This window comes from Coprococcus sp. RTP31081st1_H1_RTP31081_211007 (genome assembly GCF_040227275.1).
In the GTDB taxonomy this organism is placed as follows: Bacteria; Bacillota; Clostridia; order Lachnospirales; family Lachnospiraceae; genus Coprococcus; species Coprococcus aceti.
In genome coordinates this window covers 329909-353219 of record NZ_JBEHVP010000001.1, presented here as the reverse complement: position 1 = coordinate 353219, position 23311 = coordinate 329909, and the positions used below count along the sequence as shown (strand labels likewise).

General features: G+C 41.9%; 22 protein-coding genes and 2 tRNA genes. 20 read left to right on the top strand and 4 right to left on the bottom strand.

Going from position 1 to position 23311, the window contains the following annotated elements; translation table 11 throughout:
- Positions 1 to 81 precede the first annotated feature (81 nt).
- Together ABUA31_RS01535 and ABUA31_RS01530 are read left to right on the top strand one after the other, a co-directional pair.
- Positions 82 to 783, top strand: coding sequence for an ABC transporter ATP-binding protein (locus ABUA31_RS01535; protein ID WP_349818387.1), 702 nt, complete (start codon positions 82 to 84; stop codon positions 781 to 783).
- 1 nt (position 784) lies between these two features.
- The gene (locus ABUA31_RS01530; RefSeq protein WP_349818386.1) at positions 785 to 3508 is read left to right on the top strand and encodes an FtsX-like permease family protein; all 2724 of its coding nucleotides are present in this window, start codon (positions 785 to 787) and stop codon (positions 3506 to 3508) included.
- A 94-nt stretch (positions 3509 to 3602) separates the two neighbouring features.
- Here the strand turns inward: ABUA31_RS01530 and ABUA31_RS01525 are convergent, their stop codons facing one another.
- Complete coding sequence (locus ABUA31_RS01525) at positions 3603 to 3959, bottom strand: helix-turn-helix domain-containing protein (RefSeq protein ID WP_055144312.1); 357 nt, start codon at positions 3957 to 3959, stop codon at positions 3603 to 3605.
- A gap of 143 nt (positions 3960 to 4102) precedes the next feature.
- On the opposite strand from ABUA31_RS01525, the gene ABUA31_RS01520 reads away from it, so the two are divergent.
- The 11 genes from ABUA31_RS01520 to sigG all read left to right on the top strand — a co-directional run bounded on the left by ABUA31_RS01520 (position 4103) and on the right by sigG (position 17473).
- Positions 4103 to 4939: a hypothetical protein gene (locus ABUA31_RS01520; protein WP_055144314.1), complete on the top strand. Its 837-nt coding sequence runs from the start codon at positions 4103 to 4105 to the stop codon at positions 4937 to 4939.
- Positions 4940 to 4949: 10 nt separating this feature from the next.
- Positions 4950 to 6224, top strand: coding sequence for an NPCBM/NEW2 domain-containing protein (locus ABUA31_RS01515; protein WP_022216369.1), 1275 nt, complete (start codon positions 4950 to 4952; stop codon positions 6222 to 6224).
- 88 nt (positions 6225 to 6312) lie between these two features.
- Positions 6313 to 7239: a hypothetical protein gene (locus ABUA31_RS01510; RefSeq protein WP_022216370.1), complete on the top strand. Its 927-nt coding sequence runs from the start codon at positions 6313 to 6315 to the stop codon at positions 7237 to 7239.
- A 35-nt stretch (positions 7240 to 7274) separates the two neighbouring features.
- Positions 7275 to 8204 (top strand): hypothetical protein, encoded by a 930-nt coding sequence (locus ABUA31_RS01505; RefSeq protein ID WP_015535022.1) that lies wholly within the window; start codon positions 7275 to 7277, stop codon positions 8202 to 8204.
- Between the two features lie 167 nt (positions 8205 to 8371).
- Complete coding sequence (locus tag ABUA31_RS01500) at positions 8372 to 9802, top strand: alanine/glycine:cation symporter family protein (RefSeq protein WP_349818385.1); 1431 nt, start codon at positions 8372 to 8374, stop codon at positions 9800 to 9802.
- Between the two features lie 20 nt (positions 9803 to 9822).
- Positions 9823 to 10785: an NYN domain-containing protein gene (locus ABUA31_RS01495; protein WP_349092668.1), complete on the top strand. Its 963-nt coding sequence runs from the start codon at positions 9823 to 9825 to the stop codon at positions 10783 to 10785.
- A gap of 171 nt (positions 10786 to 10956) precedes the next feature.
- The gene (locus ABUA31_RS01490; protein WP_118649173.1) at positions 10957 to 13527 is read left to right on the top strand and encodes a tubulin-like doman-containing protein; all 2571 of its coding nucleotides are present in this window, start codon (positions 10957 to 10959) and stop codon (positions 13525 to 13527) included.
- A gap of 93 nt (positions 13528 to 13620) precedes the next feature.
- The gene (locus tag ABUA31_RS01485; RefSeq protein ID WP_173795382.1) at positions 13621 to 14367 is read left to right on the top strand and encodes a 4'-phosphopantetheinyl transferase superfamily protein; all 747 of its coding nucleotides are present in this window, start codon (positions 13621 to 13623) and stop codon (positions 14365 to 14367) included.
- Positions 14368 to 14404: 37 nt separating this feature from the next.
- Positions 14405 to 14905, top strand: coding sequence for a helix-turn-helix domain-containing protein (locus ABUA31_RS01480; RefSeq protein ID WP_015535018.1), 501 nt, complete (start codon positions 14405 to 14407; stop codon positions 14903 to 14905).
- A 21-nt stretch (positions 14906 to 14926) separates the two neighbouring features.
- Positions 14927 to 16522, top strand: a complete 1596-nt coding sequence (locus ABUA31_RS01475) for a peptide chain release factor 3 (RefSeq protein WP_015535017.1) — start codon at positions 14927 to 14929, stop codon at positions 16520 to 16522.
- A 168-nt stretch (positions 16523 to 16690) separates the two neighbouring features.
- On the top strand, positions 16691 to 17473 hold the full coding sequence (gene sigG, locus ABUA31_RS01470) for an RNA polymerase sporulation sigma factor SigG (protein WP_022216377.1): 783 nt from the start codon (positions 16691 to 16693) through the stop codon (positions 17471 to 17473).
- Between the two features lie 91 nt (positions 17474 to 17564).
- Here the strand turns inward: sigG and ABUA31_RS01465 are convergent, their stop codons facing one another.
- Together ABUA31_RS01465 and argH are read right to left on the bottom strand one after the other, a co-directional pair.
- The gene (locus ABUA31_RS01465; RefSeq protein WP_022216378.1) at positions 17565 to 17762 is read right to left on the bottom strand and encodes a hypothetical protein; all 198 of its coding nucleotides are present in this window, start codon (positions 17760 to 17762) and stop codon (positions 17565 to 17567) included.
- Positions 17763 to 17767: 5 nt separating this feature from the next.
- Positions 17768 to 19177 (bottom strand): argininosuccinate lyase, encoded by a 1410-nt coding sequence (gene argH, locus ABUA31_RS01460; RefSeq protein ID WP_117548889.1) that lies wholly within the window; start codon positions 19175 to 19177, stop codon positions 17768 to 17770.
- Between the two features lie 233 nt (positions 19178 to 19410).
- Here argH and ABUA31_RS01455 point away from each other — a divergent pair, with 233 nt between their 5' ends.
- From ABUA31_RS01455 to ABUA31_RS01425, 7 genes are all read left to right on the top strand, one after another.
- Positions 19411 to 20478: a transglutaminase domain-containing protein gene (locus ABUA31_RS01455; protein ID WP_242859624.1), complete on the top strand. Its 1068-nt coding sequence runs from the start codon at positions 19411 to 19413 to the stop codon at positions 20476 to 20478.
- 37 nt (positions 20479 to 20515) lie between these two features.
- A complete protein-coding gene (locus tag ABUA31_RS01450) occupies positions 20516 to 21049 on the top strand; it encodes a DUF1700 domain-containing protein (RefSeq protein WP_022216381.1) in 534 nt (177 codons plus the stop codon).
- Positions 21050 to 21141: 92 nt separating this feature from the next.
- Positions 21142 to 21214, top strand: a tRNA-Val gene (locus ABUA31_RS01445).
- A 12-nt stretch (positions 21215 to 21226) separates the two neighbouring features.
- Positions 21227 to 21300 (top strand) — tRNA-Met (locus ABUA31_RS01440).
- 59 nt (positions 21301 to 21359) lie between these two features.
- Positions 21360 to 21914, top strand: a complete 555-nt coding sequence (ispF, locus tag ABUA31_RS01435; protein ID WP_349818384.1) for a 2-C-methyl-D-erythritol 2,4-cyclodiphosphate synthase — start codon at positions 21360 to 21362, stop codon at positions 21912 to 21914.
- A gap of 67 nt (positions 21915 to 21981) precedes the next feature.
- Complete coding sequence (locus ABUA31_RS01430; RefSeq protein WP_022216383.1) at positions 21982 to 22503, top strand: DUF6106 family protein; 522 nt, start codon at positions 21982 to 21984, stop codon at positions 22501 to 22503.
- Positions 22504 to 22558: 55 nt separating this feature from the next.
- Entirely contained in the window at positions 22559 to 22975 is a 417-nt protein-coding gene (locus ABUA31_RS01425) for a putative ABC transporter permease (RefSeq protein ID WP_022216384.1), read from the top strand.
- Positions 22976 to 23073: 98 nt separating this feature from the next.
- Here the strand turns inward: ABUA31_RS01425 and ABUA31_RS01420 are convergent, their stop codons facing one another.
- Positions 23074 to 23304, bottom strand: a complete 231-nt coding sequence (locus tag ABUA31_RS01420; protein WP_022216385.1) for a hypothetical protein — start codon at positions 23302 to 23304, stop codon at positions 23074 to 23076.
- Positions 23305 to 23311: the final 7 nt, after the last annotated feature.

Genomic DNA, 23311 nt, shown 5'->3' with positions numbered 1-23311 from the left:
TGCTAAAGTGTAATGGATTGCTATAAAAAATATAGTAAATGAAAATTAGAACAACGAGGATATCATAAAGGAGGAAAAATTATGTATTTGGAAGTGTCAGGAGTAAAGAAGAGCTATGGAGAGGGTGGAAGCTATGTGCAGGTGCTTAAAGGTATAAACACAGGTGTTGAAAAAGGACAGATGTGTGTTATACAGGGAACGTCAGGTTCAGGTAAGTCAACACTTCTGAACTGTATAGGTGGTCTTGACACCATGGATTCAGGTTCGATAAAGGTTGACGGCACAGAGATATTTGGCATGACCAGCGACCAGCTTTCAGATTACAGACGAGATAATCTGGGATTCATATTTCAGTTCTACAATCTAGTTCCAAACCTCACAGTGAGAGAGAACATACAGGTGTGTGAGTATCTGACTGATGATCCGCTTCCTGTGGATGATCTTATCGAGACACTGGGACTTACGGAGCATCAGAACAAGTTCCCTTCACAGCTCTCAGGTGGACAGCAGCAGAGATGTGCTATAGCGAGAGCTCTGGTGAAAAATCCAAAACTCCTCCTCTGTGATGAACCGACAGGAGCTCTTGACTCCAAGACATCCAGAGATATTCTTGTTCTTCTCGAGGAGATAAATGCGAAGTATGGAACGACCATGCTGATAGTAACACATAACAATTCCATCAAGAATATGGTTCACAAGGTTATCTTCATAAAGGATGGCCTTATAAGCAAGGAGTATGAGAACGAAGTGAGAGTTCCAGCGTCAGAATTGGAGGATTTGTAATATGCAGAAGGTTTTGAGAAAAAGGGTTCTGAGGGATCTGAAGAATAATCTGTTCAGATACATAGCACTTGCATTTCTTATCATCATGGGTATGTATGTCATTGTCTCGCTGATAGGAGCCGGATATACGATCATTGACAATGGCGAGACACATGACGAGGCAAATAAGATAGAGGATGGTCAGTTTTCCGTATTCGTTCCACTGAGCGATGATGAGATCTCCCAGCTTGAGGATGCTGGCGCAGAGGTTGAGGGGATGTTCTACGAGGACTACGAGGTCATGGATGGCAAGACATTGAGGGTATTTGCCAACAGGGAGAACATAGATCTTGTGGAATGTGATGAGGGAAATCTTGCGGAGGCTGATGATGAGATAGTTGTTGAGAAGAGATTCAGTCAGGTAAATGATATTTCTGTCGGAGATATAATACAGATAGCAGGAAATGAATTCAAGGTGACAGGAATAGGGACATCACCTGATTATAATGCTCTTTTCAAGGAGATGTCAGATACTGTAGTTGACAGTAAGGTGTTTGGAACGGTATTCGTTACAGAGGGGGCGTATGATAAGCTCAATGCAACAGGCGAGAGTGTCAAGACTGAGACATATCTGTATGCGTTCAGACTCGAGGGCAAGACCACCTGTGATGACGTGAAGGATGCACTTGAAGACATCAAGGTCGACACAGACAGCATAGATGATGAGTATTTCCAGGAGTATTGGGATAGAACTGGCGCAGCCATAAACGATTTCAAGGATGGCATAAAGGAACTTAAGTCAGGTGCAAATGAGCTTGCGGATGGACTCGGAGAACTCACTGACAACAACAGAAAGCTAAACAATGCGGCACAGGAGCTGTTTGATGCATATCTTGAGCAGGCGGCTTCGTCTCTGTCAGCGTTCGGCCTTGACACAGAACTCACAGAGGATAATTACAGCGACGAGATGAAGAAGATCGCCGACAGCCAGGGCGGAGTAGTGGCGATGAGCATCGAGAGTGCTCTGAGTGACATCGATAGCATCAAGGCATTCAAGGACGGTATTAAGGACTATACCGATGGAGCTGCAGAGGCAAAGGATGGCTCGGATGAACTGGCGGATGGAATGGCAGAGCTCAAGAAGGAGACTGATTCATTCCTCAAGGATTATGACACAGATCTTGCCAACATCACATCATTTGTGACAAGTGATGACAACCCGAGAACAGGTGGAGCCGCTGACGACCAGCAGATCAATGTACAGGCGGGATATTTCTTCGGAGTGCTTCTCATGCTCCTGTTCACATATGTCATATCGGTATTCGTTGTACATGGAATAGAGAAGGAGAGCAGCGTCATAGGCGCGCTCTATGCCCTTGGTGTCAAGAGAAGAGATCTCATGATGCACTACCTTACACTTCCGGTCATAGTCACAACAGTTGCAGGCATAATCGGTTTCCTGATCGGGATAAGTAATGTGGGAATCCCTGTGCAGATGGCAGATGCATATGCGTATTATTCGATCCCTGATATGGATGTAAAGATTCCGCCGATTCTTGTAGTGTACGGTATCGTGATGCCGCCACTGGCAGCGATAGTTGTAAACTATTTTGTTATAAGAAAGAAGCTCTCACAGACGGCTCTTTCACTCATAAAAAATGAGGTCAAGCAGCCGAAGGGCAGCAATGTCGATCTAGGAGACATGGGATTTGTCGGAAGATTCAGAGTCAGGCAGATGCTCAGAGAGATGAGAACAGGATTGACCGTTGTGATCGGAATGTTCATAGCCCTCATATGCCTGATGTTAAGTCTTAACACTGCAACTTTCTGTTCAAAGGTCAAGAAGCAGAATGTGGAGGATACCCATTATGAATATATGTATACATACAAATATCCTACAGAGAATCCTCCAGAGGGCGGTGAGGCAGCGTATGCAAAGACTCTGAAGAAAGAGATATACGGTTACAACTGGGATGTGACAGTTCTTGGACTTTCAAAGAATACTAAGTATTTTGATGTTGACCTTAAGGATGGCAAGAACAGAGTTGCCATATCATCATCATTTGCTGAGAAATATGGTTATGGTGTGGGTGACGAAATCGTGCTCCACGACGAGGAGAATGATATAGATTATGGCTTTACAGTGGACAGTGTGACACAGTATACTCCGGCATTTTATGTTTTCATGACTATAGATGATGCAAGGGAACTGTTCGGAGCTGGAAGTAATGAGTACAATGTAGTGTTTGCAGACAAGGACCTGGGGGTTGATCCTGCAAGACTTTACGCAACCACAACAAAGGCCGATATAGAGTCGGCTGCCGGAATATTTGCAGATCAGATGAGAAGTATGGTTGTTATGATAGTTATTATCTCGACACTTATATTCGTAGTGGTAATGTATTTGATGATGAAGGTCATGATTGACAGATCAGCATTCTCAATTTCATTGATAAAGGTGTTTGGTTTCAGGACGAAGGAGATCAGAAAGCTATATCTTGATGGCAATTTCTTCATAATCGCAATCGGAGCAGCAATATGCCTGCCACTTGCAAAGCTCATAATGAGTGCAGTGTATCCTTCTCTGGTGTCAAATGTAAACTGCGGTGTCAAGCTGACATTTGCCCCGTGGCTCTGGGCTGCGCTTTACGGCGGAATACTTGTCCTGTATTTTATAATCAACAGAGTTCTGGTCGGCAGATTGAACAAGATCGTGCCGGCTGAGGTGCTGAAGAACAGAGAGTAAGAAAAAAATAGATTATGGCAAAAATGTAAAAGCGTAGGTGAATTGTTTTCACCTGCGCTTTTTCTTATCTATAACATAATATGAAACAAATAATTTATTCAGAATCGTTGGTAGATAAATCTGATTTAGCAAATCCTCGAGCGTAGTACATAAAAAGTTTTTTGTCAGATTTTGATAATTTGTTGTATAGAGATAATAACTCTTGCTCATCTTCTGTTAGGCTCATATAAGGAATGTTTTCAGCATGTTTGTCGGAGAAAAAATCAGACATGGAGATATTTAATCCGGAACAAATCTTTTCTAATGTAGGAATTGTGGGCTGTGTGTTCTTCAAGAACATTGAGTTTAAAGAAGAGTAAGGAATATCAGCTTCTTTTGCCAATTTGTAGATAGACCAGTTCCTTAATTTCATATATGTTTCTATTTTTTTTAGAATTTCGTTGTTATTCATATATTCTACCTCGCATGATAATTATTTTACAGTTTCATGAAATGAAAGTTAGATATATAAATACGTTATAAAGGTTGAAAATATGACGTATATTCGTTATAATGCTTATAAGTTAAATTTTAACGATGAAGTGAGGAGAGTATATGAATAGGGAAAAAAATAAAACAGTTGTGACAGTGCTAACAATAAATGTTGTAGTTATTATAGTTATAGGGTTGATTGTAGTTGGATACTTCTATAAAAAAAGATATGACATTTCTGAACTATATATGAGGATTACTCCTGAAAAAATAGAAAGAGATATAAAAGACTTCGAAGTAAGTGGCTCATTGATGGGCAACTATAAAGATGTAGATGGATTTGGGGAGGGGCATATAACAGACTATGAGATAACCACAAGTGAAAATCAAATAAAAGTAAATTGTGAATTTTCATATGAAAGCAGTCTGGGAAAACTGTATGTAGATAATATTAGATTTAATTATAAAGTTAAGGGATTATTTAACACAACATATTATTTGGTATGGGCTAATGCAGAATATACATCATCTAAATTTGAATATAATAAGTCTCCATATCTGACACCAAGACAACTTCTGAATTATATCAATCGTCAACAGGGAACGGATTATGCAAATGTTGAAACGGTCATGCTTGTAAGTGCTGGTGAACAAATAGATATGTACAATCCTGATTACGATTTTTATTATTGTGTAGATGAACTTGATGCTTTGGAGTATTATGTTCAATTTTGGCATAATGATCTTACAACAGATTATATTTATGTAACAGTTGACTGGAATGAGAATTCAGAAGATTGGGATGTTGTAGCATCACAGACTTCTACCAAAAAAATTCATTCTGATTTTTTGATGCTTGGTATGACAAAATATATGAGGGCAGATGGATATCTTGATGATTCTCAGATGGATACTGTTTGTGATGTAAACAATCAAATTCTGAGAAATCTTAATGAATAGGGGGATGGGAATGAAAAGTAAAGTAATAATTTTATCTGTGCTGTGTGTGATTACTTTGCCTCTGTTGTATGGATGTACAACTGTAAAACAGGCAAAAGAAGAAACAGAAAATTATGTTGAATCATACAATTCCGGGAGTATAGATTATGAGGCTGCAGTAGATGGATTGTCTGGAATTGAGACGGATAATCAGGAAGTTGAACAATATATAACTCAGAAAAAAGCAGATTTAGCGGATCTAAGAAAGTCAAAGCTCAATTATGATAAAGCAGAGGAATTATATAATTCAGAAAAATATGGTGCGGCAATTCCCTACTATGAAAAAGTATCTGTAAATGATACTAATTACGATGATTCTCAAAATAAGATAAAGGAATCTGAGACAAAATTTATAGAGATGACTGTAGCTGAGGCAGAAATATACGTTAAAGATAAAAAATATCTTAAGGCAATAGATGTATATAAGAGCGCTATGAAAGTGTATGATGATGGGTCACTTAGCGGAAAAATAGAAGATGTGGAAAAAACATATAGGGATTATATGGAGAGTGAAGCTGCATCATATGAGAAAGAAAAGGACTGGTCTGATGCAATAGGTATATATGATGAGTTGGAAAATTATTTTAAGGATGACTCATATAAGGTAAAGAAAGCAGAAACTAAAAATGAATGTATTAACGCTGCAATAGATAAGGCAGAAACTCATACAAAAAATAATGAATATGATACAGCAAAAAAAGTAATTAACGATGCAATAAATATAGTTGGTAAAGATGTAGAGTTATTAGATGAGCTTGAAAGAATTTCTAGTTTTGAGCCTGTGTCGCTCTCTGATTTGGATGAATTTTACAAGGATAGCGACATACATAAGTGGGCTGGAATAGATAAGGATAACACTGGAACTTCTTATTCTTCCGGTATATTACTTAGTGAATCTGGAGGATATATGTTTTCAGACTCGGAAAGCAGCGAAATAGAATATTTACTCGGCGGTAAGTATGACAAGTTGTCAGGTAAGGTTGTATTACATTATGACTGTAAGGATAATGCTGAATCCTCTGCGGCTGGTAAAGTAAAAATATATGGCGACGGTGAGCTGCTATATTCATCGGATGTTGTTAAGAGTGGTGTTCTGCCTCAGAATTTTGATTTGAATATAACTGGTGTTAACAGATTAAAAATCGAATTTATATGGATGTTAACGCCGTATGGTTTTGACATGGGTCAAATAGAGATAGGCGTTGTAACTCCTATAGTTCAGAAGAGCTACATGAGTAAAAAATAATAAAAGAATCAAAAAGAGGGGAGGCATACTAGAAACTTATTTATAATTTGAATAATATACGGCAATCTGCTGAGAAAGAGGCGAAGAGATGATGAAATTAAGAAAAACAATAATAGGATCCTGTGCAGTATTAGGAATTGCATTATTGTGCTCCTGTGGAAATAATGGTAAATCAGGTTCTGGAGTGTTATCTACAGAGGTAATAACTGAGGAGACAACGACAGAGGCGACAACAACAGAAGCAACTACAACAGAGGCAACAACAGAAGTGACAACAGAAGAAACCACAACAGAAGTAACAACCACTGAGGTAACCACAACAGAAGCGTCAAATATAATTACAGATAATGGCTCACCTATGTCGTACAAAGAGGCTGTAAATGCATATGAGAATGAAGGTGAACGATATTTTAAAAAATATTGGATACAGCATGAGGACAGATTGTATTCAATGGATTCTTCACATGTCCTTGATGAGAATGATAATAGTTATATTAAATTTACCGATTCAGATTTCTCCTGCGTAAAGATGTATCCAGGTGATTTGTTGGTGGAATTTGGCGGAGGCTGGAATTATGATATATACCCTATTGAATCGGAGGGATATACAATGCCACAGGAATTTACTGTAGATGCAGATAATGGCTGTATAGAGTTTCGCAGAAAGAATTTGAGCGAAAAAATGGAAGAAAACAATATGCCTTTAAATAAAATCTATGAGATAAATGGAGAAACAGCAAGTAGTATACAGGATTACGTCGAAGTAAATGGTGATTACTATTTATCGTATACAGAACCGACAGGCATATTCTATAAATATTATTCAGATTATGAAAGCAAGGAAGGATCAGCTACGGTATCTGTGAAGTATTATGTATTAGGACAAAAATATTATGCAGAAGCGCAGACTGCTCCAGAGGGATATGGATACTATAAGATTCCAGAAGGTACACCTGCAGGGTTATATTGTGTTCGAACATCTGGATATTCGTTCATAATTGACATTATCGAATAGACACGCACTATTTTTTTACGGGAGAAAATTAAATTATGCAATTACCAATATTGATAATAGGATGCATTTGCTTGTTCATATTGTGTGTTCATTTATTTATGAAAAATGTGGACAAACATTCGGCGCTCGGAGTATGTGAGATAATTTTGATGGTGTGTGTAGGCATTGTCACAATTGTTTGGGGAATTATTCCTGAATTCGTAATGCTGGCTAATAAAGGAGCGGACAAAATAAAAAAGAATCTAATGAATACATCAGGTAGAGTGTGTGATGATAATGGGCATATTGTTGATGTTGATATTAGTGATGAAAGTCAGATAGATGTTCTGTCTGTTGACAATGTGATAAAAACAGATGAATACTATATTGTATATGATGTATCTGTGGATGTAAAAGTTCCTCAGGGATATTTAAGAGGTGTTCCTGTTACTGTTGAGAAAAATATGTTTGGCTCAGATACGATTGTCAAGTGGGATTACAATCTTGATGAAAAAGTATATTATTATGAGACAGTAATCAAGGAACGGCAGGAGAATGCAGATGCAGAAGATGTTTTGGATAATAATGACGAGGCGTTTGGTGATCAACATTATGTTAAATTTGAGTACACGAATGCACCGGCGTATACTGTTGGTGACGTGTTAGATTATATTGGTGTGAAAGGCCCGTATGAGGTTGCAACAGTATGTGTTGCATCTATAACGGACAATTATGATGCTTTGGAATATTATGCATTGTGGAGAGACAAAAACACAAAGGTTCGTCAAAAAGAATGGGTTAGAGCAGTGTATAATAGCGAATTAAAACAGTGGGAGCTATGCGATGGCGAGAAGAAAATAACTTCTTTGGATAGTGGCCTTGCAGAATATGCTTCAGAAAATGATGATACATACAATAATGACTATACAAATGATTATGTAATTGTAGAAAGTGATTCATCACTTAGCTGGGCAGAGATTGAATAGCTCCAAATACATAATTTGAGTTAAAAGTATATAACAATATTATATAAATTAAAAACCGCATCCATGACTAAAGTGGATGCGGTTTTTCTTGCACAACAAGCACAATGTATTGTAAAATCATACTTGGTATGTAAAAAATAAGAAAAACGAAAAGAGAAAGAGCAGATATGGATAAATTACTTAAGATCATTACTGATGTTAATTCATCGGTGAACAATTTTATATGGGGAGTGCCATCCATGATATGTATCGTGGGTGTAGGACTGTGGCTCCTTATACGAAACCGAGGTGTTCAGTTTACAAAGTTCGGTTATGCGTTCAAGCACACATTCGGAAAGATATTCAACAAGAAAGAGACATCGGACGGTGCTATAAGTCCGTTTCAGGCTGTGTGTACTGCGCTGGCGGGAACAGTTGGAACCGGTAATATAGCGGGGGTTGCGGGAGCGATTGCTATAGGAGGCCCTGGCGCCGTGTTCTGGATGTGGATATCAGCACTCCTTGGAATGGGAACAAAGTTTGCTGAGGTTGTACTGGCTGTTTTTTACAGAGAGAAAGATTCAAATGGAGACTGGGTCGGCGGACCAATGTACTATATCAAGAATGGTCTTGGCAAGAATGCATATTTCCTTGCCATAGCATATTCTGTTCTCGGAATACTCACTGTTTTTGGAACTGGAAATGCGACACAGGTAAATACCATAACTACGGCTATAGATTCAGCACTTTTTAATTATAATCTGGCTGACAGGAGCAATACATTTACCATCAATCTTGTGATAGGTATTATTATAGCCATATTGGTTGCACTTATTCTGATAGGGGGAATCAAAAGAATTGGAAGCGTGACAGAGAAGCTGGTCCCTTTCATGGCGGCTATGTACATCATCATGGCGGTGGTCCTTGTGTTTATAAATATCAAGAGCGTTCCAGGCGTATTTGCATCTATATTTGAGGGGGCATTCAATCCGAAGTCAGTGACCGGAGGAGTGGTTGGAAGCCTTTTTCTCAGCATGAGAAAGGGTGTTTCGAGAGGAATCTTTTCAAATGAGGCCGGCCTTGGAACAGGATCGATCGCACATGCGTGCTCTGATGTAAAACATCCTGTACAGCAGGGACTCTGGGGAATATTCGAGGTATTCATTGATACTATAGTTATATGTACACTTACAGCACTTGTAATACTGTGCAGTGGAACTGAGGTAGCCTACGGACAGGCTGCAGGAGCCGATCTCACGATCAACGGCTTTGTTGCAACCTACGGCAACTGGATATCGATATTCACAGCGGTGGCTTTGTGCTGTTTCGCGTTCTCAACCATACTCGGATGGGGACTTTACGGTTCAAGATGTGTCGGATTCCTGTTCGGAAGTAAGCTTATCAAGCCGTTCATGGTTGTGTATGCATTTGTAGCAATCATCGGTGCGACCATGGATCTCGGACTTCTCTGGGATATAGCGGACACCTTCAACGGACTTATGATCATACCTAACCTGATCGCAGTATTCATGCTGTCAGGTACAGTTGTGAAGCTTACCCGTGAGTATTTTCAGGATGGACCGGGCAAGTTTGGGGTTGAGACCGGCAAAGAGAACTGATAAATGAAAGGGACTTTTATATGGAAGAAATATCAAGTGAGATTTCTAACAAGTATGCGATACTTATCGATTCAGAGAATGTATCGGCAAAATATATTGAGAGTATATTTGATGAGCTGTCAAGGCTCGGCTCAATAACGGTGCGGAAGATATATGGGGATTGGTCAAAGAATAACAATGGCTGGGACAAGGATTGTCTGCTGTCATATTCTATACAGCCTGTACAGCAGTTTTCATACACGGCGGGAAAGAATTCAACGGATTCGGCCATGATAATAGATGCGATGGATCTTCTCTATACGAGCAATATAGATGGATTCTGTCTGGTGACAAGCGACAGCGATTTCACTAGGCTTGCATCAAGACTCAGGGAGGCTGGCAAGCAGGTCATCGGAATGGGAGAACGCAAGACTCCGAAAGCGTTCGTGAGTGCGTGTACAAGCTTCAAGATCCTTGATTCACTGGTGACAGAGGATCTCAACAAGCCGGCATCGAAGAATGCCATGCTTGAGGCTGCGGCTGTGGACGAGTCATATATCACAAGCATAAGGGACATAAAGAAGACGGTCTACAATATAATAGATGAGAACGATGACAAGGATAAGAAGACTCATATGGGTGAGATCGGAAGCCGCCTTGTGAACAAATATCCTGACTTTGACGTGAGAAATTATGGATATTCCAAGCTGTCAACATTCCTCAGTGAGGAGTTTGACGATCTGGATATAGACAGCGGCAGGCAGAAATTTGTGTCCATCAAGAACCATATCGATCCTAAGAGTGCTGTCAAGCTGCGCATAGTGGGACTTCTCACGGAGAATTCTGACACTATGTACAATATGGGACTGCTGAATACAGAACTTAAGAATATTATACCCGGCTTCAGCATAAAGAAATATGGATACAGTAAGTTTTCAAGCTTTCTCAAAAGCTTCGGTTGTTTTGAGATTGTGGGAGACAGGGTAAAATTGACAGATAAGTAGAAAGTGTTTAATGCTTAAATATGTCAAAATTTAGAAAAAATGCCAAATAAATTAACGCTTTTTGTTGAAAATCAATAAGAATAGTGATAAATTGAAAATGTGGGTTTTCAGGTACAGAAAATTCACTATGGGGGAAGAAGTGTACGTGCATATTAAGGAGAGGCATAATCTATGATACTTATTGATACTCAAAAAGAGGAGTTTAGCAAATTAAAAGACATACGTGTTTTTGGACGTATAAGTCATGAGAACAGATTCAACAAGAATCTGCTCGTAATAGGTCTTGGGGGACTTGGAGGCAGAACCGTTTGCGCGCTTAAGGGTATGCTGATGGATAACATCACACCCGAGGATAACATTAATTTCCTCATGATAGATTCAGATATAGCAGAGATGGAGGCTACCATAGATGATAGCAAGGAGGGTGTCGGTTTCAATGCCCTTGAGGTTATCAGTATATACAGACCGGACATTGAGAATGTTCTGGAGAATGGAATCCAGAAGAATCCGATCCATGAGAATCTTGCAAACTGGATGGATCCTGAATTCCCGGCTATCACGATAGGAAGAGACGGAGCAAAGGGGAACAGACAGATTGGACGTCTGATGTTCTCGAATGCATATACGGATGTCAGAATGCTTCTTTTTGATAAGCTTCAGGATGTATACGACAAGACGACGGAGGGAACAGTCGATGTTCTGATCGTATCCGGAATTGCCGGAGGAACCGGAAGTGGAATTCTCTCAGATGTCGCATATAACATACGTGCGTATGGCAAGGCGAAGAAGTGGAACAATCTGAGGATTGGCGGTTGCCTGCTCACACCGGATGTACTGTTCGGTCATAAGGCTGTATATGAAGATACAGAGCTTGTGGCGAGACTCAATGCAAATGGATGTGCGACCCTCAAGGAAGTTGATTATTATATGAAGCTCTCCGAGAAGGATGACAACTATACATTTATCAGTAAGTCAAACAAGATGGTCATCAGGGAGAATCTCTTTGATGCCTGCATGCTTGTATCAGGTAGAAAGGACGAACAGGGCTACATACCTGAGGGATACATCACAAGGGATACAGCAAGCTTCCTCTACAGGCTAGCCAGTAACAAGTTCATTGGCAACAATGACGTGGAGAACGACAGGAAGCTTCTCAGGGATGTATTTTTTGAGAATGAGGGATATTCCATCACGAACTGGAAGATGGAGCACAGTGACGAGAATATCAAGAAGTCAAACTGCTATTACAAGGTAGTAAGCGAGGCTGACTACCATATTCCTATCAAAGAGATAGAGAATATGTGTGAGAATGATCTGTTTTCCCAGGCATATAAGGGATTGTTCAGATCTCCGTTCAAGGAGGGCAATGCCGAGGAGGATATCAAGAATGTACTCACAGAGCTCACTGTATTCCTGCAGGAGGAGCAGGGTGAGAATATCAAACTTGCCGTGAACGGTCTCATACAGTACGGTCAGATCACCAAGCCTACATATAAGATGATAAAGAAGAATACGGACGGTCTTCGAGAGGGCTTTGCCAAGAAGATGGAGAACTTTGAGAAGGAACTTCCGGTTATCATAAAGTCGATGAAGAACAAGCTTTGGAGTTCACTTGATGATGTGATATCCAAATATATGAATGAGTTTGGCCCATATGGCGCAATAGATGTCATAGGTGCACCGAGTGCCGGTGTAACAGATTCTACAAAGGGTATGATGGCTGAAGTCAGAAAGCTTGAGAAGATGATGAAGGATTATACACCGTCGGGTGAATATACCAGAATCATTGATTCCATCAAGACCATTGTTGCGAAGAGATTCTTCACTTTCCCTTCAGCGAAGAGGGAGACTGAAAATGGTTATTTCGATGCATGCATCAAGGAAGCACTTGCTGCGGAGAGAACAAAGCTTATAGATGAACTCGATGCACAGGATCTGTTTGGAGATACACTTAGATGGCTTCAGCAGAGGGCAGAGAGACTTGACGAGATATATTCACAGTTTGGAGAGGATCTGAAGAATTCCATCGAGGATCTTGCGAATAACGGTGATAAGGCTGTTGGCAATATACTCAAGAAAGCCAAGAGACATGAATTCCTTCCGACTGATTATGTCACATCCAGAAGGATAAAAGAGATGGAGACAGGGATCATCAAGCTCATGCTGGACAACGAGTCCAATATAGACAGTGGAAGAGTTGTTCCTGTCAAGGATGAGATGGAGAAGATATACAGAGAGCTATTTTCCGGTGTCGGAGCATATGGTCCTGAGAAGATGTTCACAGTGGCATTTGCTGATAAGAAGCTCACTGAGCAGGATCTCAACGTTATGTACGGATCTCCGATCAACGACAGGAGAACATCCATCATGGAGGAGGCTGCCAGGGCGTTTGTGGATGATATATCAGAGGAACAGCCTCTGTGTGTTCTTGCTGACGGATATAAGGAGAAGCTTCTTGCAAAGAAATATATATCGGTTCCAAATGTGATGCCGTATTTCAGCAAGGCAGTCAAAGCGATACTGATGGCTCCACCTTACAATGAGAAGGAGGATTCAATAACGCTCAATCCGGGTGAGATAGAGATCTCGATCGATGATATATTTGTCGGTGTTCCGGTATCCATGATGCAGTGTGCGATGGAGATGCAGATGGCTTACAATGCAGTATATGATTACAAGGGACTTCATATTGATGAGGTGAACAAGGATATGAAGAGCTTCCCTGATTTTGTCACAATATAGGTTAGTTTATACAGCCCTTTAATATGCGAGTATTAAGGGGCTGTATTGTTGTTATGACCATGGCGTATTTGGTAGAAAGAGATGGAATTGGATTTGAATAAATCTTTTAACGGATACAGAGCATATATAATGGATACGGGGGCATTTGCTGACGATGGGATATATGGCAGATGTCTGGATGCAGTATCGGAATACAGAAGGTGTAAGGTGGAACGTCTCAGGAGGCGGGATGACAGGAATGCCAGTCTTGCAGCGGGAATCCTGCTTGCACATGCTCTCAGGGAATGTGCCGGAATTGATGAACGGCTGGTCACGTATGAGAAGAATAAGGCGGGAAAGCCGTTTATAAAGGACATTCAGTTTTCGATAAGCCATACCGAGGGTTGTGTGGCGGCTGCGATAGGCAGTGAGCCTTGTGGTATAGACGTTGAGAGAGTCAGAAGGATACCGGACAGCATAGTTAACCGCATGTATTCGGATGAGGATAAAAAATGTGTGATGTCGTGTGCACACCCGGAAATATACAGCACATGTGTGTGGACAAGGCGCGAGGCGTACAGCAAGATGACCGGAACAGGCATACTTATGAAGGATGAGGAACAGCAAATGGTCATGGACAATGCGCATATGGAGAAGAAGAATATCTGGCTGGGCAATTATGCAGTATGCAGGGCTGAGTGTGACGGCCGTATGCATATGGATGAAATAGCGGATCCTGCGCATGCAGAGGGAGATATGAATATAGACTTTATAGCTGCATTTTGCGCAGCTTCTGATGGAACTTTTTCACCGGATATTAAGATGATTGATTCGGCTGATATTGTGTGTTATTATGTTTAATTAGGTGTATTAGGAAGAACTACATAAGGAGAAAAAAATGAGTAAAAAAGCTACAAAGGCGCTTAACAATAAATATTATGTCGCAAGATATAATGCGTCTAAGGTGAACGATAACCTTACAAGCAGGGAGAAGAGTGCAGAGGTGCTCAATATAGACAGGACAAGGCTTTCAAGAATAGAGCTTGGCACAGTAGTTCCGTACCCTGAGGAGGTACTTTCCATGTCAAAGGCGTATGACATACCCGAGCTCTGTAACAGCTATTGTTCAGGCGACTGCCCTATAGGAAAAGAGACGGTGAAGCCGATAAATGCGGACAGCCTTGACAGGCTCATACTTCAGTTCCTCGGATCCTCCAAGAAGATGGAAGATATATCTGAGCAGCTTATAGAGATCACCGCTGATGGAATAGTCGATGAGACCGAGGTTGCAGCTTTTGATGCTGTCCTTGAGGAGCTGGAGAAGATGTCTGTGAATATACAGTCGCTTATGCTCTGGGCTCAGAAGAACAGGGACATTTTGAAGAATAAGAATCAATAAATTGTATATGAGGAAAAGATAATGGATGACAAGTTAAGAGAAGAGATCAACAGAAGAAGGACATTTGCCATAATTTCACATCCTGATGCAGGTAAGACTACACTCACAGAGAAGTTTCTGCTCTTTGGCGGCGCAATAAACACAGCGGGATCTGTAAAGGGAAAGGCAAATTCCAAATATGCAGTGTCGGACTGGATGGATATAGAGAAGGAGAGAGGTATCTCGGTAACCTCGTCTGTTCTGCAGTTCAATTATGACGGATATTGCATAAACATACTTGACACACCTGGACATCAGGATTTCTCGGAGGATACCTACCGTACACTTATGGCTGCGGATTCTGCGGTCATGGTGATCGATGCATCCAAGGGTGTTGAGGCTCAGACCATAAAGCTCTTCAAGGTATGTGTCATGAGACATATACCTATATTCACATTTATAAATAAGATGGACAGAGATGCAAGGGATACATTTGAGCTTCTCGATGATATAGAGACTGTTCTCGGTATCAAGACATGCCCTGTCAACTGGCCTATAGGTTCAGGAAAAGAGTTCAAGGGTGTATATGACAGAAAGACCAAGATAGTGTCCACGTTCCAGGCTATATCGACAGGTGGAGCCAAGAAGGCGGAGGAAACAGATTATCATATAGACGATGAGGCTCTCAAGGAGCTTGTCGGCCCATACCTCTTTGACCAGTTCAATGAGGAGATAGAGCTTATAGATGGTGCCACAGAGGAGATGGATATAGAGAAGGTCAGAGCCGGAGAGCTCTCCCCTGTATTTTTCGGTTCTGCGCTGAATACATTTGGTATCGAGCAGTTCCTGAACTATTTCCTTAAGATGACGACACCTCCTCTCGGACGTAATTCATCAGAGGGAATCATAGATCCTGTAACAGAGCCGTTCTCAGCTTTTGTGTTCAAGATCCAGGCAAATATGAACAAGGCTCACAGAGACAGAATCGCATTTATGAGAATCTGCTCTGGTAAGTTTGAGGCAGGCATGGAGGTATATCATGCTGCCAGCAAGAGAAAGATCAAACTTTCCCAGCCACAGCAGCTTATGGCTCAGGACAGGAAGATCGTCGACGAGGCGTATGCCGGTGACGTTATAGGTGTATTTGATCCTGATCTGTTCTCAATTGGAGATACACTCACAACAGGCGGAAAGAAGTTTGAGTATGAGGGTATCCCTACATTTGCACCGGAGCACTTCTGCAGGGTTGTTCAGCTCAACAGCATGAAGCGTAAGCAGTTTGTCAAGGGTGTTACCCAGATTGCCCAGGAGGGTGCTATACAGATATTCCAGGAGTACACTGCGGGTCTTTCAGAGATCATAGTCGGAGTTGTCGGCGTACTTCAGTTTGATGTACTTAAGTACAGACTTGAGAATGAGTACGGCTGTGAGATAAGACTTGAGCCGATACCATATAACTATATCAGATGGGTGAAGGATCCTACCATAGACGTGACAAAGCTCAAGCGTGTGAGCGATGTCAAGAAGGTTAAGGACATGAAGGGTAATCCGCTTCTCCTATTTGCAAATGAGTGGGTCATCGATCAGGTTCTCCAGCACAATGAGGGACTTGAACTTGAGGAGTTCAGAAAGAACTAGATATACGAAGATAAGAGACCATGAAGACGATGAGTGTCTTAGGGCACAAATTGGTTTTCATGGTCTTTTTGCGTGCATATATATCAGTAAAAGTGGTGCAAATATGAATAAATTGGCATGTATCTGACAATCCTAGTGTTAGACAGATAACACGTGGAGGGACATGATATGGCGCTGAACAGAGTAGTTATATGTGGTGTAAATACATCGAAATTACCATATCTTACAGAGGATGAGAAGAACATGCTGTTTGACAGGATGGAGCAGGGAGACAGCTCTGCCCGGGAGGAGTTTATAGAGGGGAATCTCCGCCTTGTGCTCAGCGTGATCCAGAGATTTGGCAGTTCAAATGAGAATCCGGATGATCTGTTCCAGGTTGGCTGTATAGGGCTTATCAAGGCGTTGGATAATTTTGACAGAAGTCTCAATGTCAAATTCAGTACGTACGCTGTGCCTATGATCATAGGTGAGTGCAGAAGGTATCTCAGAGATAACAATGCTATAAGAGTATCAAGGTCATTGCGTGATATAGCCTACAAGGCGATATATGCCAAGGAAAATCTCCAGAAGACAAAGGATAAGGAGCCGACGATAGAGGAGATAGCGGAGGAGATAAGTATACCGAAGGAAGATATAGTCATGTCGCTTGATGCCATATCGGCACCGCTGTCTCTGTATGAGCCGGTGTATCAGGAGGGTGGAGACACCTTGTACATCATGGATCAGATAAGAGACAGAAAGAATAAGGAGGAGATGTGGGTTGAAAACCTTGATCTCAGAGAGGCTATGGACAGGCTGTGCGACAGGGAGAAGAATATAGTGAGGCTGAGATTTTTTGAGGGAAAGACCCAGACGGAGGTGGCGGAGGAGATATGCATATCCCAGGCGCAGGTCAGCCGCCTCGAGAAGAATGCGATAAAAAGTCTTAGAAGGTATCTTGAGGACAAGTAATAGTGATACACAATATAAATACCCCCGCTGTTTTTACAATAACAGCGGGGATATTTATTGTGCAATACATGCATATAGTGATAGAAGACGATCAGATGAGATAACTTGTACCGAGATCAACATCCTTTACATCGTGTCTGGTCACAAGGCCATCTTTTTCTATGTCGTGCTGTATCTTTTTCAGTGTTTCCATTGGAAGTTCGGTCATAAGAGCAACCTCCTCAAGAGAGATATCGACCTTGAGCATCTTTTCTGCCATATCGTATTTGGCTTTTGTTGTATTGTTCATAAAAATCACTCCTTGGTGTGCTTGGTTAAATCCTGCTCAGCCCATGCTAAGAACTTGTCGTTTGCATCGATCACCTTCTGCATTGCAGCGTGTCCCGGAGCACCGATTGTGTTACGCTTCTGAACACATTCTTCCATGCTGATGGCTGTATATATGTCATCTTCAAATACAGGACAGATGGCCTTGTACTCGTCGAGACTAAGCTGGTCGAGGGAGATGTTCTCCTCTATGCACTTCAGAACGAGCTGGCCGACGATGCCGTGTGCATCACGGAAAGGTACACCGTGATTTACAAGGTAATCTGCGGCATCTGTTGCGTTGGTGAATCCGTTCTTGGCTGATGCTTCCATTCTAGGCTTGTTGACTGTCATGGTGGCTATCATGCCTGTGAACAGTGCGAGACATCCCTTTACAGTGTCTATCGCGTCAAATGTGAGCTCCTTATCCTCCTGCATGTCCTTGTTGTATGCGAGAGGGATTCCCTTCATGGTTGTGAGAAGGGAGGTGAGAGCACCGTAAACCCTGCCTGTCTTACCTCTTACGAGCTCGGCTATATCCGGGTTCTTCTTCTGTGGCATGATAGAGCTTCCTGTGCTGTATGAATCATCGAGCTCAACAAACTGATATTCATTTGAGTTCCAGATGATGATCTCCTCGGAGAAACGTGAGAGATGCATCATGATGGTAGACATGGCGGATAAAAGCTCTATGCAGTAATCCCTGTCGGCAACTGAATCCATGCTGTTGAGAGTTGGACCGTAGAAGTCCAGCAGAGAAGCGGTGAGCTCTCTGTCGAGCGGATATGTGGTTCCTGCGAGGGCACCTGATCCGAGAGGACAGTAGTTCATTCTGTCATATATATCGTTCATTCTGTCGTAGTCACGCTTGAACATCTCCATGTATGCTCCAAAGTGATGTGCCAGAGTTATTGGCTGTGCCTTCTGGAGGTGGGTAAATCCAGGCATGTATGTGTCGATGTGCTCATTCATAAGTCCGTGAAGAGTAGTCAGAAGCTTGTAAATAAGCTCCTTGAGCTCGATGATCTCGTCTCTTACATAGAGCTTCATGTCCAATGCGACCTGGTCGTTCCTGCTTCGTCCGGTGTGGAGCTTTTTGCCCACATCGCCGATCCTGTCGATGAGATTTGCCTCGACAAAGCTGTGTATATCTTCGTATTCTGAAGTGATCTGCAGAGAACCGTTCTCCACATCGTTCAGTATGCCCTTAAGTCCCGCTATGATCTGATCTCTTTCCTCGTCAGTGAGAATACCGGATGAAGCGAGCATGGTTACATGTGCGATACTTCCGCGGATATCCTGTCTGTAGAATTTCTGATCAAATGAAATAGATGCGTTAAAGTTATATACTAATTTGTCTGTTTCTTTTGTGAAGCGTCCGCCCCAGAGCTGAGCCATATTAAATCCTCTTTTCTGTTATTTTTTTGTTTTAGGTTGAAAACTGAGTAAATTATAAGGTAGTTTTCAAACAACGTACATTTTACAACATAAAAGTGCGCATATCAACACAAATAAGGTTTATTTATAACCACAGGAAATGCGTGGTTGGTGCTTGCGGCGCAAAAGTACAGATGATAAAATATACAGGCGGATCACCGCAGCAAAGCAGGGATGGAGGATTGACAGGAAGTTTGGGTACAAAAAAGAAGATTCTTGGAGTTATAAGTATTGTAGTTGTTCTCTCGCTGATGATGGTGGGAGTGCGGTGGTTGTTCTTCAATGTGATCAAGAGCAGCCAGATGCTTGATGGCCTGGTGGAGTTCCGGGCGGCCGTTGTCCAGGATATGGAGGACGGAGACGAGTCGGGCATGTATTATGTAAGTAATGTGGCGAAAAGTGATGTGCACAACATCAACAAATATATAGATTCGGCATACGGCTCAGTGGATACGTACAGGATAATAATCGAGACGGGAAGATATCTGGCAATACAGCTCAACTATGAACTGTCGGATAATTATTATGCTGTCAGAAAATATATAGAAGGAACGGATATCCCGGAGGACAACATAAGGGCGAAGCAGATATATGAGGTGATCGACAGCTTTATAAATGACAACATTTCAGATGGCATGAGCGACCTTGACAAGGAGATCGCCGTGCACGATTATATAGTGGAAAACTGTGTCTATGGATATCCCGACAATAATGATGATGCATATACGGCATATGGAGCGCTGGTGCTTCACCAGAGCGTGTGCGACGGCTACGCTGAGGCGTTCTTCATAATCATGTCCTGTCTGGGCGTCAAATGTGACATAGTAGTCGGAAGCACGGAGGAAGGACTTCATGCATGGAATCAGATAGAGCTCGGCGGAGAATGGTATAATGTGGATCTGACATGGGATGACTCGCTGCCGGATATGGGCAGCTATCTGAAGCACACCTATGTGAATGTCGATGACAGCACACTGGAACTGACTCACTCATGGGAAAAGCAATTCTACAGAGAGTGTGCCGACACAGCGTATAATTTCTATAAAAAGAGGTTTTATACCTATGACTCGTTCGATGAGTATAAAAAAGGCATAAGGATACAGATGGGCGGCAGTAATGTGCTGGAAGCTGCTATATATACAGATGACGAAACATTTGACTTGTCATTTCTGTACAATTATGGCAATATAAGGTCTATAAATTATGTGGTGGAAGATATGGGCGGCTACAAAGTTGTCGTCGTATATCTTAATATGAAGTGATAAAAATAGAATTGACATAATGGCGCGGAGGTGCGATATGCGAAAAAGAGAGTTTATGGATGAGCTGAAGAAAGCTCTTGATGGAAATGTCTCAACGCAGACATATTATGACACGATAAATTATTATGAGGATTATTTTAAGAAGCAGAAAGAAGCAGGCAAGTCAGAGGAGGAGATATGTTCATCTCTGGGATCTGCAAGACTGATCGCCAAGACGATCATTGACACAGAGGGACAGGGCGCAAGCGGAAGATATTATGATACAGAATCCTCTTCGTATGATGGCAGCTACAACACCCGCAAAGCCAGCGGAAGCAGTCAGAAGGGCTGGCATGTAAATGTGGACGACGAGGGCAATACAAGCTTTGCTTATGGCAAGCTTGATTTCAGTTCACCGATAGGCAAGGTGCTGACAGCGATAATACTCATTCTTGTGGCTGCACTTGTTATAGGTATAGTGCTTGGAGTTATCTGGCTGGGATTTAAGATAGTGTGGTATATCGTGATACCTGTTGTCATCATTCTGTTCATAGTGAATCTCATTATTTACCTGTTTGGTGGAGGCCGATAAAAAATAAAATAAAAAAAGTGAAAAAAGTTGTTGACAAAACATGGTCACTTGAGTATACTAACAAAGGTGTCAGCGATGACACGAAGTAATATGGGATCTTAGCTCAGCTGGGAGAGCATCTGCCTTACAAGCAGAGGGTCATAGGTTCGAGCCCTATAGGTCCCATTTACAAGACATGGCGAGATAGCTCAGTTGGCTAGAGCATGCGGTTCATACCCGCAGTGTCGAGGGTTCGAATCCCCCTCTCGCTACTATTTGATGAGACGGAAGACATTCCGTCTTTTTTTTATTCATATAAGGAGGATATCACATGAGAGTTGGAATTGGATACGATGTCCACAGACTAGTTGAGGGACGAAAACTTATAATCGGAGGAGTTGAGATTCCATATGAGAGAGGACTCCTTGGACACAGCGATGCGGATGTACTTCTTCATGCGATAATGGATGCGCTTCTCGGTGCTGCAGCGTTGGGGGATATTGGAAAGCATTTCCCTGATACTGATGAGAGGTATAAGGGAGCGGACAGCATGAAGCTCCTGTCAGAAGTGAAGAGACTTCTCGAGGAGAAGCTCTACATCATCGAGAACATAGATGCGACCGTAATTGCCCAGAGCCCTAAGATGGCGCCGTACATTGATCAGATGAGGGAGAATATCTGTAATTGCCTGTGTATAGACAAGGATCAGGTCAATATCAAGGCGACAACGGAGGAGAAGCTTGGGTTTACCGGAGGGGGACTTGGAATAAGCTCCCAGGCGGTGTGCCTCATAGAGTCGGCATTTAATTACGCCGGAGATGATGCCGGAGCTGTCAGAACGGCAGGCTGTGGCGGATGCGGTGGATGTCCAGCGGGAATAAGATGACAAAACAGCCCATGTATGCTAGAATATAAGGGCTTAGAATTTTAAAGAACTTAAGGAGAAAAAAGGTATGTTAAATGATGGTTATGCAGAACATATAGTTAAGGCGAAGACACCTGCGAGTGTTACCTGCGGTATGGCTGCCGGAATCGTGCTGATGATCGCCGGACTTGGCGCAGCGATGTTCGTTCAGGGCTTTGGCAGTATTGGATTCTTAGTTGCGATTGCAGGTGCTGTTGTATTTGGTATTTTTGTTTCCAGAAGAGAGACGGAGTATGAATATATAATGGTGAATGAGGATATAGACATCGCAAGGATCATTGCAAAGAAGAGCAGAAAAAAGATCATGAGCTTCAGCAACGCCGATGTAAAGTTCATTGCGAAAGAGGGATGCATTTACCTCGACAATGAGCTTCAGCAGGACAGCTCAATAAAGACCAGGGATTTCACATCCGGCAATAAGCAGAATCAGGATGGTGTGTATGTGTTCGTCCTCAACAAGAACGGCAAGGCTGAATTCGTGAAGCTTGAGCTCTCAGACAGAACTATTGATCATGTAAATAACTTTTTCAGAGGAAAGTATAAAGAATAAATAATATTGACCCTCACGGTTGATACTAAACTGTATATATACAGGAGGTGTCGCTGTGAGGGTCTTTGTGTGTAAGTGCTTTACTATATTTATGACGGGTGGGATGATATATTATTTCCTGGAGATATCAGCCAGGCATTATTCCCATTATTCCATGATAATTTGTGGAGGTCTTGCTACGCTTTTGTGCGGCGGACTGAACCAGATGTTTCCGAAGATGGGGATACTTGCGCAGATGCTGGTTTCCTCTGTGATAATATCTGAGCTGGAGTTCCTGACCGGGTATGTTGTGAATATAAGACTAGGACTTAACGTGTGGGATTACTCTGATATGCCGTTAAATCTTGCGGGGCAGATATGTGTGCCTTATTCTATCCTGTGGATGTTCCTGTCGCTGATCATAATATATGTGGATGATGAGATACGGTGTCATATGTATAATGAAGAAAGGCCTGAGTACAGATTAATATAAAATATGGGAAAAAGCTCTTGATTCCATAGGGGAGTGGAGTAACAGCTTTTTCCCATATTCCATGTGTGTGCATATTTAATAAATTCCGTGTGAAAATATTATGATTCAAGGGGAGTAATCTTTAAACCCTTATAAAGCTTAGTATAAAGATTGCGCTCATCAGAGTACAACATTATACCACGTGAATCGCGTACGATATACGCATATTTGTTCTTCTGCACATTCATGTAAAGAACTTCATCAACGTTGAGCTCCTTGGCTTTGACCTTGGCAACGCTGACGCTGAGCGGCTCTAACTTGTACTTTTTAATTGCCTGCTGAACTGTCATAATCTAC

Bases quoted from the DNA above. Each gene is read 5' to 3' on its own strand.
- ABUA31_RS01490 (WP_118649173.1), top strand. From the start codon at position 10,957: ATGATACTTATTGATACTCAAAAAGAGGAGTTTAGCAAATTAAAAGAC.
- ABUA31_RS01430 (WP_022216383.1), top strand. From the start codon at position 21,982: ATGTTAAATGATGGTTATGCAGAACATATAGTTAAGGCGAAGACACCT.
- ABUA31_RS01515 (WP_022216369.1), top strand. From the start codon at position 4,950: ATGAAAAGTAAAGTAATAATTTTATCTGTGCTGTGTGTGATTACTTTG.
- ABUA31_RS01510 (WP_022216370.1), top strand. From the start codon at position 6,313: ATGATGAAATTAAGAAAAACAATAATAGGATCCTGTGCAGTATTAGGA.
- ABUA31_RS01465 (WP_022216378.1), bottom strand. From the start codon at position 17,762: ATGAACAATACAACAAAAGCCAAATACGATATGGCAGAAAAGATGCTC.
- argH (WP_117548889.1), bottom strand. From the start codon at position 19,177: ATGGCTCAGCTCTGGGGCGGACGCTTCACAAAAGAAACAGACAAATTA.
- ABUA31_RS01480 (WP_015535018.1), top strand. From the start codon at position 14,405: ATGAGTAAAAAAGCTACAAAGGCGCTTAACAATAAATATTATGTCGCA.
- sigG (WP_022216377.1), top strand. From the start codon at position 16,691: ATGGCGCTGAACAGAGTAGTTATATGTGGTGTAAATACATCGAAATTA.
- ABUA31_RS01495 (WP_349092668.1), top strand. From the start codon at position 9,823: ATGGAAGAAATATCAAGTGAGATTTCTAACAAGTATGCGATACTTATC.
- ABUA31_RS01525 (WP_055144312.1), bottom strand. From the start codon at position 3,959: ATGAATAACAACGAAATTCTAAAAAAAATAGAAACATATATGAAATTA.
- ABUA31_RS01530 (WP_349818386.1), top strand. From the start codon at position 785: ATGCAGAAGGTTTTGAGAAAAAGGGTTCTGAGGGATCTGAAGAATAAT.
- ABUA31_RS01520 (WP_055144314.1), top strand. From the start codon at position 4,103: ATGAATAGGGAAAAAAATAAAACAGTTGTGACAGTGCTAACAATAAAT.
- ABUA31_RS01475 (WP_015535017.1), top strand. From the start codon at position 14,927: ATGGATGACAAGTTAAGAGAAGAGATCAACAGAAGAAGGACATTTGCC.
- ABUA31_RS01535 (WP_349818387.1), top strand. From the start codon at position 82: ATGTATTTGGAAGTGTCAGGAGTAAAGAAGAGCTATGGAGAGGGTGGA.
- ABUA31_RS01420 (WP_022216385.1), bottom strand. From the start codon at position 23,304: ATGACAGTTCAGCAGGCAATTAAAAAGTACAAGTTAGAGCCGCTCAGC.
- ispF (WP_349818384.1), top strand. From the start codon at position 21,360: ATGAGAGTTGGAATTGGATACGATGTCCACAGACTAGTTGAGGGACGA.
- ABUA31_RS01505 (WP_015535022.1), top strand. From the start codon at position 7,275: ATGCAATTACCAATATTGATAATAGGATGCATTTGCTTGTTCATATTG.
- ABUA31_RS01500 (WP_349818385.1), top strand. From the start codon at position 8,372: ATGGATAAATTACTTAAGATCATTACTGATGTTAATTCATCGGTGAAC.
- ABUA31_RS01450 (WP_022216381.1), top strand. From the start codon at position 20,516: ATGCGAAAAAGAGAGTTTATGGATGAGCTGAAGAAAGCTCTTGATGGA.